The organism is Allobaculum sp. (genome assembly GCF_047010065.1).
Classification (GTDB): Bacteria; Bacillota_I; Bacilli_A; order Erysipelotrichales; family Erysipelotrichaceae; genus Allobaculum; species Allobaculum fili.
Genome location: NZ_JBKXLD010000091.1, coordinates 1 through 9,488 on the forward strand (window position 1 = coordinate 1; position 9,488 = coordinate 9,488).

At 51.0% G+C, this 9,488-nt stretch carries 9 protein-coding genes and 2 tRNA genes; 3 read left to right on the plus strand and 8 right to left on the minus strand.

Features of this window, described 5'->3' with window-relative positions; all coding sequences use genetic code 11:
- Both ACLUYS_RS08000 and ACLUYS_RS08005 read left to right on the plus strand, forming a co-directional pair.
- Positions 1-77: transfer RNA gene (locus ACLUYS_RS08000), tRNA-Ile, on the plus strand.
- Positions 78-104: 27 nt separating this feature from the next.
- Positions 105-180, plus strand: a tRNA-Ala gene (locus ACLUYS_RS08005).
- 1,516 nt (positions 181-1,696) lie between these two features.
- Here ACLUYS_RS08005 and ACLUYS_RS08010 read toward each other — a convergent pair.
- The 6 genes from ACLUYS_RS08010 to ACLUYS_RS08035 all read right to left on the minus strand — a co-directional run bounded on the left by ACLUYS_RS08010 (position 1,697) and on the right by ACLUYS_RS08035 (position 7,753).
- Positions 1,697-4,336 (minus strand): AAA family ATPase, encoded by a 2,640-nt coding sequence (locus ACLUYS_RS08010; RefSeq protein ID WP_412659554.1) that lies wholly within the window; start codon positions 4,334-4,336, stop codon positions 1,697-1,699.
- A complete protein-coding gene (locus ACLUYS_RS08015; protein WP_230268502.1) occupies positions 4,323-5,453 on the minus strand; it encodes an exonuclease SbcCD subunit D in 1,131 nt (376 codons plus the stop codon). The genes ACLUYS_RS08010 and ACLUYS_RS08015 overlap by 14 nt, the downstream gene beginning before the upstream one ends.
- A 151-nt stretch (positions 5,454-5,604) precedes the next feature.
- Positions 5,605-6,201 (minus strand): hypothetical protein, encoded by a 597-nt coding sequence (locus tag ACLUYS_RS08020; RefSeq protein WP_412659555.1) that lies wholly within the window; start codon positions 6,199-6,201, stop codon positions 5,605-5,607.
- On the minus strand, positions 6,198-6,464 hold the full coding sequence (locus ACLUYS_RS08025; RefSeq protein ID WP_230268500.1) for a hypothetical protein: 267 nt from the start codon (positions 6,462-6,464) through the stop codon (positions 6,198-6,200). Before ACLUYS_RS08025 ends, ACLUYS_RS08020 begins: the two co-directional genes overlap by 4 nt.
- Positions 6,465-6,645: 181 nt before the next feature.
- Positions 6,646-7,209 (minus strand): rubrerythrin, encoded by a 564-nt coding sequence (gene rbr / locus ACLUYS_RS08030; RefSeq protein WP_230268499.1) that lies wholly within the window; start codon positions 7,207-7,209, stop codon positions 6,646-6,648.
- Between the two features lie 136 nt (positions 7,210-7,345).
- Positions 7,346-7,753, minus strand: a complete 408-nt coding sequence (locus ACLUYS_RS08035) for an Inorganic pyrophosphatase (protein WP_230267173.1) — start codon at positions 7,751-7,753, stop codon at positions 7,346-7,348.
- Between the two features lie 2 nt (positions 7,754-7,755).
- Here ACLUYS_RS08035 and ACLUYS_RS08040 point away from each other — a divergent pair, with 2 nt between their 5' ends.
- A complete protein-coding gene (locus ACLUYS_RS08040) occupies positions 7,756-8,004 on the plus strand; it encodes a hypothetical protein (protein WP_288338666.1) in 249 nt (82 codons plus the stop codon).
- Between the two features lie 106 nt (positions 8,005-8,110).
- Here ACLUYS_RS08040 and ACLUYS_RS08045 read toward each other — a convergent pair whose 3' ends face one another.
- Positions 8,111-8,638, minus strand: coding sequence for a hypothetical protein (locus tag ACLUYS_RS08045; protein WP_230267171.1), 528 nt, complete (start codon positions 8,636-8,638; stop codon positions 8,111-8,113).
- The coding region (locus tag ACLUYS_RS08050; RefSeq protein WP_412659556.1) for a glycerate kinase at positions 8,635-9,488 on the minus strand (854 nt) is incomplete at its 5' end. The genes ACLUYS_RS08045 and ACLUYS_RS08050, both read right to left, overlap by 4 nt.

The following is a 9,488-nucleotide window of genomic DNA, read 5'->3' on the forward strand; positions in this document are numbered from 1 at the left end:
GGGCCTGTAGCTCAGGTGGTTAGAGCGCATCCCTGATAAGGATGAGGTCGCTGGTTCGAGTCCATTCAGGCCCACCATTTTATTTATTTTTTCTTACTCTATGTGGGGTGTTAGCTCAGCTGGGAGAGCACCTGCTTTGCACGCAGGGGGTCAGGAGTTCGATCCTCCTACGCTCCACCATTCGTAAATTTACCTTCAGGTAACTGCCTGAAGGTTTTTTTATACCCATTTGAGCGTAGAAGGCTTCATTTTGGATGAACGGAAACAGAAATGCAGAATCTTCTGAAGCATAAAATTCTTTTTATCCTTCTCGTTGATAGTTATCTCTGCCGAACGCGATGCTTATTTCTGCCGGTAAAACCCGGCCCGTTTTGGCCTTAAGAAGACGGCTTTTCCAGAACGGTTTCGTTTCTTACGGGGGTTACCCAAAATTTCAAGTTCATGCCTTAAGACCGGGGAACAAGCAAGACTGCGAACGGTTTGTTCGGTCTGTTACTCAAAAGAAATAGATCTTTTGGAAACCGCAGAGACAGAACTATGAGCAGTTTTCAACCAACTGTATACCCATCCTTTAAAGCACTCAGAATTTCAATTCCCCTCAAATTCTATGGCTCCATCAAAGCGCACTTATTCAGGGACTGTCGGATCGAATTGGTTCTGTTGCACATAAACAGACAGCCTCTACCGAAAGAAAAAGACCCGGTTAGGGGTCCACAAATTCAATGGATTCTATTTCATCAGGGAAATAAGCATTAAAGCTCTCATCAGCTTCCGTGACACCTATCGTGTCATCCGTTTCGATAGGATGATCGCCAGCTTTTGTCACATTTCCGATCCATACCCGCCGAGCATCGCCGTTGGTAAAAACAATCGTACGTATCTTTCAACCAAATCCTAATCAAAAGATTCCAAGATTATTCCCCTTTCTGCAAAAGAATGGAGCGGCATGCTAACCGGTACTCCCAGGAGGCGTCTCAACCCGGTTCGTACTGGTTAAAGCCATAACAACGAACTTAACGCCATACAGTGCATTCGTTTTTCAAATTTCTCCCCGTAGAGAGTTTTTTTCTGAGAGCCGCTTTTGATCTTGCCTTACTTTATTGCCAGAAACGCGGTGAATAAAGCTTTTGTCAGCGAACGGACAGAACAAATCCATTCTACGAAACTTTACTTTTCATAAAAATGTCTACATCTAAATCGACCGGCAGTAAAATGCCGGGAGAAGTGCACTGAACATAAAAGAGCTAAAACCGTCTGTCTTTAATGACGTTCGTACCGCTGCATGCTCGAGAGATTCGACTGGAGCCCTAAACTTGTTAAGTTCTATTTCACCAGAGCTGCCACATTTTTCTGACTTTGATCCGTTATGGGGCGATTTGATCTTGGATTTTATCGGCTAGATCACCGCATATTCAGAACAATTTCTCTCGCGGGCTGTCATAATCCTGCGCATATTCAACCTCTAAATTTCTGACTTGTTCGAGAAATTCCTTAGCTTCATCGTCGAAACCTTCTTTCGAAGGGAGGAAAACAATCCCCGCAGCGTCTAAAGCTTCTATGTCGTTTTGGGATAACCCTTCAGTCTGGCAGACAAAAAGCCTTTGGCTTTATCTTTGGCCAAAAGCTTTATCGTTTTTCGAAAGTTTATGCAGCCGCCCGGCGAGGTACTTTTTCTTTCCTCGCTTTACGAACAGATTCAGGCTGTCTGAATGGTCACATAGCTGCCTTTGGACGGATCCTTGCGCACCATAATCTGATTGTCGATCCGGTTCATCAGAGATTCGACGTGGGAAATGATGCCGACCATTCGGGAAGATGCAATCTGGCCCAGCGCGTCGATTGCTTTGCTGAGGCATTCTTCGTCCAGCGATCCAAAGCCTTCGTCGACAAACAGCGTTTCGAGACGAACTCCGCCAGCGCTTGCCTGAATCTCTTCCGAGAGACCCAATGCGAGACAGAGAGAAGCCAGGAACTGTTCGCCGCCGGACAGACTTCGTACCGGCCGTACGGAATCGTTGAAATGGTCGCAGACATCCAGGCCCAGACCGGACTTGGCACGGCCGCCTTCGTCCTGTGCGCGTTTCAATTCATACTGTCCGCTGGTCATGGTGAAAAGCCGTGTATTGGCGCGGTTGATGATCTGTTCAAAAAAAGCAGTCTGCACATACGTTTCCAGATTGATTCTCTGCACGCCCTTCAGCGAACCGTTTACCGTATCGGACAGATTTTTCAGCATGCCGGCTTCCTTGCGTGCGGCCGGCAGATCGGCTTCGATCTTTTCGCAGATTTTCAGCTGGCGCTGGTTGTTTTGCACCAGAGCCTGCAGATTGAGCTGCTCTTTTCGCAAGGCGGACAGCTGGGTTCGAAGTTCTTCTTTTTGCAAGCTGGTTTTCTCCAGCTCTTTGGCAGGATCTTCCGGTTCTTTTTCAAAGGTGGACAGCACGCCCTGCGCCTGGTCGATCTCTCGACGGGCCAGCTGCAGCTGGGCCTGGTTTTCCTTCACATTTTTTTCATAGACTGCACACTCTTTTCGCAGGCTGTCCAGAGCTTCCTTCGCTTTCTGCGGATCTTCAATGCTCAGCTGCTCCCGAAGGACTTTGGCTTTCTGCACGGCCGCTGCTTCCTGACTTTGCAGGGAAGCAAGCTGTGTTTTCTGGCTTTCGAGCTGCTTCTGCTCTTTTTCCTGCGCAGCTTCCAGCTGATCGAGCTGCTTTTTCAGTCTGGCTTTCTGCTGAATTTCTTTTTCGAGTTCCGCCTTGCGCGCTGTAATTTTCTCTGCACTTTCCTCAGCAGGGATTTTTTCCTTGAGCGCCGCGATCTGCGTATCCGACTGGCCGATCCGGCTGCGCAGTACCGCGCATGTCTGAGAGGCCTGCACTGCCGCATTGCGGCTTGCCGAAGAGGCCTTCTCCAGTTTCTGCACCGTTTTTTCATCCGGGACATTGTCCGGCAAAACAGCCGGCGATGGATGAGAAAGAGAACCGCAGACGGGGCATGGGTGACTGTCTTCGAGATGACTGGCGAGAATGCCGGCCTGCCCGGCTAAAAACAGAGAACTGGCCTGCCGGTAGCTTTCCATAGCCTGATCGGCTTCGCGAAGAAGGCGGCCGCAGTTTCCTTCTTCCTGTTCCAGCGTTTTCTGTTCGGTCCGACGCTTCTTTTCCAGACTCTGGATTTCTTCAAACTGATCGAAGAGAACTTTGACTTTTTCCAGCTCCACTTCGCTTTGCGAAAAGGCTTCTAGCGATTTTCTTGTGTCCTGGATCTGTCCAGTGCGTTCTTCGAGCTGCTTTTGCATCTGTTCCGCCAGCTGGGCCGCCTGTCTCGTTTTCGCCTGCGCCTGAGCAGCCTGGGTACTGGCCGTCTGGGCTTCATCATAGCGGGTGATCTGTTCTTCCAGCTTTTTCTCTTCGGTTTTCTGGCGCTCGAATTTCTCCTTCTGGCTTTCGAGTTTCTGTGCTTCTTCCTGCAGCCGGTCAAACTGCGGCTTTGCACTCTGCCAGGCACTGCGTGCCTTTTTCCATTTCTGGTACTCCAGAGACTGGCTTTCCAGACGTCCTGCCTTTTTCTGAATGGCATCATTTTCATTGGTGGTCTTTTCAAAGCGCTGTGCCAGCTGGTCCATGCGGGCATTTTGCTGGATGAGCCAGGCTTTTAACAAGGCCGTATCTTCGCGGGTTTCCTCATCCACCCCTTCAAGCGCCTGACGGGCGCGCCGAAGGTCGTCTTCCATGCCCGTGCACGTCTGGGCGGACGCTTTGGCCTGTTCGGCGATTTCCTTCTGAAGCCGGTCGTACTCAACCGTATTGAACAGTTCCCGGAAAATTTCCGTACGCTCCTGCGTCCCGGCCAGCAGCAGTTTCAGAAATTCGCCCTGCGCCAGAATGGCGACCTGCTTGAACTGTTTCATATCCAGCCCGAGCAGATCCTGCACCTTGGCGCTGACTTCCATCTGCTTGGTCAGGGCTTTGTGGTCAGGAAGAATCATTTCCACGCTGGAAGGCCGCTTGGTCATGCCGGTTCCGCGCGTTTTTGGGCGTTCGTATTCTGGCGAACGGCGGATCGTATACGTCTGATCGCCGACTTCAAACACCAGTTCTACATACGTTTCCGTGGACGGATCGGCGTATTTGGAACGAAGCATGCCCGGTTTGCGTACATCCCCGGACAGTTCGCCGTAAAGCGCGTAGACGATTCCGTCAAAAATTGTCGTTTTGCCGGCACCGGTATCGCCGCTGATCAGAAAGAGTCCCTTGTTTTCGAACACGCGAAAATCGATCTCTTCCGTACGGGCGTACGGACCAAACGCGCTCATTTTCAGATTAATCGGTTTCATGGACAGCCTCCCAGGCATCGAACAGCGCCTCTTTCTGCTGGGGCGACGGTTCGATGCCGTTTTGAAGTTCAAAAAATTCGCAGGCGATTTCTTCAAAGGATTTCATTTTCGTCTGAACGTTTTGAAGATCCTGCTCGCTGATGCCTTTATGAAGATGGGAATATTCTATTTTCAGCAGGCGCTCGTAAATGCTGGAGAGCTTTTCAAACGCCTGGAACACTTCCTGCTCATCTTCGAGAACGATATAGACGTAGTCTTCCGGATTGACGCTCTGTCGAAATTCCCGGCTGACGATTTCATCAAACGTCCCCTGCAGACGCACAAAATCCCGTTTGGGCACCGCAGGAATCCGCTCAATTTTCACCGAGTGATCGGGCTGCGTTTCCAGTACGGTAAACGCGCGCGGCCAGTCCAGTTCCGAAGCGGAATACTTGAGCAGGCTTCCCGGATAGCGAAAGCGCTCATCGCCGACTGCCTGCGGCTTATGCAGGTGACCGAGCGCCGCATAGTCAAACGGCTCGAGAAAAGAAGTCGAAATCTGATCGAGCGTACCGACCGAATGAGTTTCGCTGTCGCTCGTTTCACTGCCCATGTAAAACTGATGGCTCATCAGAATATTGGACACGCTCGAATCGAGCTCGACAGTTTCCATTGCGATCGCCATTGCTTCATCCCAGCTCGCGCACTCTCTTTCGTGGACCGCCCGAATGGTAACGGGCTTAATAAACGGAAGCATATGGACGCGCACCCGCTCTTCGCCTTCTTCCAGATCCACAAACGGGACAGATCCGTCATACACCGAGGCAATATGCAGATCGGAGGCTTCGAGCAGCTGCGAGCCAAAGCTTAGACGGCCGGCGGAATCGTGGTTTCCGCTGATCATCAGCACGCTCTGCCCCCGTTTGTGCAGCTCGTTTAAAAACCAGTCCAGCAGCTCGACGGCACTGACGGGCGGCATGGCGGTATCGTAAATGTCGCCGCAAAGGAGTACCGCATGCGTCTTTTTCTCTTCCACGAGCGCTAAAACCTGCGCAAGCATGTCGCGCTGTTCTTCTTCGAGATTGTAGCCGAACACCTTCTTGCCTAAATGAAGGTCGGCCAGATGAATGATTCGCATAATTCCATTCCTCTCCTGTCCAGTAAAACCTGTCTTTACGATACAGGGACGTTTCCCTGTTCGGATTTTACTGGGCTAAAAACGAAAACCGTCCTGTAAAAAAACGGCGGACCGCGCCGGGTTCGCCGTTTTGATTCTGTCTGAAAAAGCCTTACCAGGAAACGACTTCTTCCTCTTCGGTGGCTGCTTTTTCCTGCTCCTGAATGGCCAGACGTCTCTTTTCTTCCTTCCAGGCATAAAACGGCACCATGATGCCCTGATCCTGCATGTCGCCTTCAAAGGCAAGCGGATTTTTAAAGCGTTCCATCTCTTCGCTGCGGGTCAGCTTGTCGCCATGCTGGGTAAACGAGAAACGCGGTTCCTTGCCAATTTCCAGGAACATCGTTTTGTCAAAGCCGTATACGCCGGTATGCGCCTTTCCGGTATGGAAGCTGAATTCCTGCAGGATGGCTTTGCAGAATTCCTTCAGGCTGTATTCGTCGATGTTGGATTTGAAGATCACAAACGGAATCCGATCGTTGGTAATGTATAACGGCTGGCTGACCACAAATTTGTTGACGATGGCCTGCGGGATTTCCTTCGTCTTCATTTCCTCAAAGTATTCTCTGTACTCCGGCTCCGACTCCAAGAGTTCGGGATCCGGATTGATCGCAAAATAAAGCGTCGAATTGACGGATCCGGAGCGAAACAGCGAGCCGCGCGCGGTCGTCGTATAAATAACAGGTACTGGTTTTTTCTCTTTTTTCATTGCTTGATTCTCCTCCAGGCATAGTATTCTTCATCCTTCTGCTCGTCGATGCCTTCCTTTTCGTTCAGCACGGCGCATTCCAGATGGCCGTAAAGCGAAACAAAGTCCTCAGTACGCAGACGAAGCGTATAGCCGGGTGCACTGATCGCAATCGTATCGCCGTTTTTTCGAGCCAGAAGGCGCGGATTGGAAAAGACGAGCGTATGGCCTTCTTCCAGCCATCGCATCGTCCGCTCGGCCTGTCGAACAATATCCTGAGTCATACGGCTATTGTACCAAAACCCATGCCAAAAGAATCAGCCACTTTTTCAAGACTGCCCCCGTCGTGCTTACTGCACGAAAAGGATGAAAAATTCAATCTCTCTTTCCATAGAAAAAGCCGCCAGCGTTTTGCGCAAGCGGCTTTGTGTCTTCCGATTGTATTTTCTTTCGGGTTAAACCGAACTAGTGGGAAGGATTAGCAAGGTTCTGGTTGTAGTCAACAACAGCTTCGAACCAGCCCTGCGGATGTTTGCAGACTGGGCATACTTTCGGTGCAGCTTTTGCTTTTGTTACATAGCCGCAGTTGAGACAGATCCAGTTTACTTCTTCCGGTTTCTCGAACACGAGGTTGTTCTTGATCAGGTTCATCATGTCGCCGTATCTGTCTCTGTGATGGGCTTCGATTTCACCGATCAGTTCCATTTTGCGTGCGATTTCGGTAAAGCCTTCTTCACGAGCGACTTTAGCGAAGTCTGCGTACATGGTTGTGGTTTCGTAGTCTTCACCATCCCAAGCCATCTGCAGGCAGGTCAGCGTATCTGGTACCTGTCCTTCGTGCAGATACTTGAACCATACTTTCGCATGAGCTTTTTCGTTGCCGGATGTTTCTGTGAAAATGTTAGAGATGTAGTTGTAGCCTTCTTTTTTCGCCTGGGCTGCGAACCACTGGTACTTGGTGTATGCCTGGGACTCACCTGCGAGCGCAGCTTCGAGATTTTTCCAGGTCTGAGAATCTTTCAGTTCCATTGGGAATTACCTCCATTTGTTCCAGTATAACACAAAACCCCCACCGCACTTCCTCTGACCTTCAGGAAAAAAGATTCGCGTTTTCATACGTCTTTTTCACACTCTTTTTAAAGGATTCTCTGAAAAAAAATACGGTTTACTGTTCCGCCTGCGCCCATGTGGGAACGGTGTTGGAACGGCGTACGAGAATGGCTTTCTGAAACTCTGCCGCGTTGATGAACTTGACGATGCGTTCTGTCTCTTCTTCGTCGCAGCCAATGAGCACTTTGGTCAGAAGCTCCCGCTCGAGAATGTCCGCCTGCACAATAATCGCGGTGACGCTAAGGCCCTTGCCTTCGCCTTTAAACCCGAGCAGCGGTACCCCGTTAGCACTGATGGCGTCCGTGATCCGTACATAGTCCACCGGATAGGAGAGCCGCGGATAGTCCACGCTCGGCGATCCGGCCTGCCGAATGGTTTCCATATTTCCTGAAAGAACCAGCGTATCCAGCTTCTGCCAGAAAAAAACATTGTTTTCCAGTTCACTCGATCTCGTTGAAGACATAAATGATATCCTGCCTTTCCATAATTCTTCCTTCCCTGACCGGCACTTTTTGCCCGGTAAAAGAAGAAAAAGCGGCCGCAGAAAAGCCCTGCGTGCAGCGGGACTTGGCGGCGCATTTTGTTACATTTTCTTACATTCTAGCGCACAAAGCGCAGAGCGGTGTTTCTTTTCTTCTATCCCTCGTATTGGGTGCGATTTTCGCCGCAAACCTGTCGATTTTCCCTCAAAATGGCGCTTTTTCACGCCTGTAATCTGTCCGGGATAACAAAGTAAAACGGTCTGCCATGAAAAAGCAGGACCTATGAAAAGATCCTGCCTGACTTTCCTGTTTTTCTGGGACGTGCCTGTCCGTAGGAATTACTGCGCTTTGGGCTGGCACTCTTCGAGATAGTCCCAGACGGGAATATTCTGCGCGCCGTCCCAGTCGATAGTGGAATCGAGATTCCAGAGGGAGACGGTATGTCTGGTTTCGTCATAGCCAAACGCGCCGTCCACCGGCTTGCCGTCTTCAATGCGGTAAATCGCCGGCGTATAGAGGAAATAGGGGAACAGTTCCAGCAGACGCTTGCCGTCTTCGGTATCGCTGACCAGCGTTTTGGCGCCTTCCTCTTTGCGGAACAGCTTGAATTCGGTGGTATCGAGATGGTAGACCGTGATGTTGTCATGTTCGTTTTTCGTCTGATCGATATAGCTGTTCATCGCGGCACAGAACGCACAGCCTTCCCGCTCGACGAGCAGAGGGAAGGTTTTCTTTTCCTCTAAGAGCGTATCGAGTTCATCCATCGTCACATCAATAACGGTATACGGCTTTTTCGAAGTATTCGAACAGGCCCCCAGCACAAGGCTGGCGCAAAGCGCGCTCGAAACTAAAACATAAGATTTCATCGCCTGTAAATCCTTTCTGCGGCCTGAAGCAGACGCATGATATTTTCCGCCTGGGCTTCGAGCTTTTCCGGACCGCTTTTGAGAGCCTGTGAAAACGACATAGCCCGGTCCGCGGTAGAAAACAGCGCGTCGATCCCCAGATCGTACAGCTTTTCATAGCCGGTGGAGAGGGCTCCGCTGATGACGACGACCGGTTTATCGTACTGGCTGGCCATTTTTCCGATCTGCGCGACCGCTTTTCCGTTGGCGGACTGCTCGTCGCTCTGCCCTTCCCCGGTAATGACAAGATCCGCGTCCTGAATTTCTTCAATCATACGGCTTCCGGATGCAAGAAGGCGGATTCCGGACTCGATGCGGGCGTCAAAGACGGCGCCAAGCATGCCGCCCAGTCCGCCGGCCGCGCCGGCTCCGGGATATGCATTGAGATTAACATGAAAGGTCTGATCAATTTTCGCGCAGAACCAGCTCATTGCTTTTTCCACGCCCGCGATCTGAAACGGACGCAGACCTTTCTGCCGGCCGAACACATGCGTGGCTCCGTTTTCTCCGATAAACGGATTGGAGACATCGCAGGCAGCCACAAACTGAACCGACGCCGGGAAGGAAAATTCCCGCTTGTCGATGAACGCGATTTTGCTTAAGTTCTGCGCGCTCGGCCGAAGCAGATGACGGCTGCGGTCGTAAAATCTGGCTCCAAAAGCGCCCAGAAAGCCCATGCCGCCGTCATTGGTTCCGGTTCCGCCCAGTCCGATCACGACTTGCTGAGGGGAAAGTTCGCGAATCAGTTTAGCGCAAAGCTGGCCAAGTCCGTGGCTGGATGCTTCCATCGGCCGTCTGGACGGCCTTGGAT

What these genes read in the sequence shown, in the direction of transcription:
- rbr (WP_230268499.1), bottom strand. Translation starts at nt 7,209, where the DNA reads ATGGAACTGAAAGATTCTCAGACCTGGAAAAATCTCGAAGCTGCGCTC.
- ACLUYS_RS08040 (WP_288338666.1), top strand. Translation starts at nt 7,756, where the DNA reads ATGATATCCTGCCTTTCCATAATTCTTCCTTCCCTGACCGGCACTTTT.
- ACLUYS_RS08015 (WP_230268502.1), bottom strand. Translation starts at nt 5,453, where the DNA reads ATGCGAATCATTCATCTGGCCGACCTTCATTTAGGCAAGAAGGTGTTC.
- ACLUYS_RS08045 (WP_230267171.1), bottom strand. Translation starts at nt 8,638, where the DNA reads ATGAAATCTTATGTTTTAGTTTCGAGCGCGCTTTGCGCCAGCCTTGTG.
- ACLUYS_RS08020 (WP_412659555.1), bottom strand. Translation starts at nt 6,201, where the DNA reads ATGAAAAAAGAGAAAAAACCAGTACCTGTTATTTATACGACGACCGCG.
- ACLUYS_RS08010 (WP_412659554.1), bottom strand. Translation starts at nt 4,336, where the DNA reads ATGAAACCGATTAATCTGAAAATGAGCGCGTTTGGTCCGTACGCCCGT.
- ACLUYS_RS08035 (WP_230267173.1), bottom strand. Translation starts at nt 7,753, where the DNA reads ATGTCTTCAACGAGATCGAGTGAACTGGAAAACAATGTTTTTTTCTGG.
- ACLUYS_RS08025 (WP_230268500.1), bottom strand. Translation starts at nt 6,464, where the DNA reads ATGACTCAGGATATTGTTCGACAGGCCGAGCGGACGATGCGATGGCTG.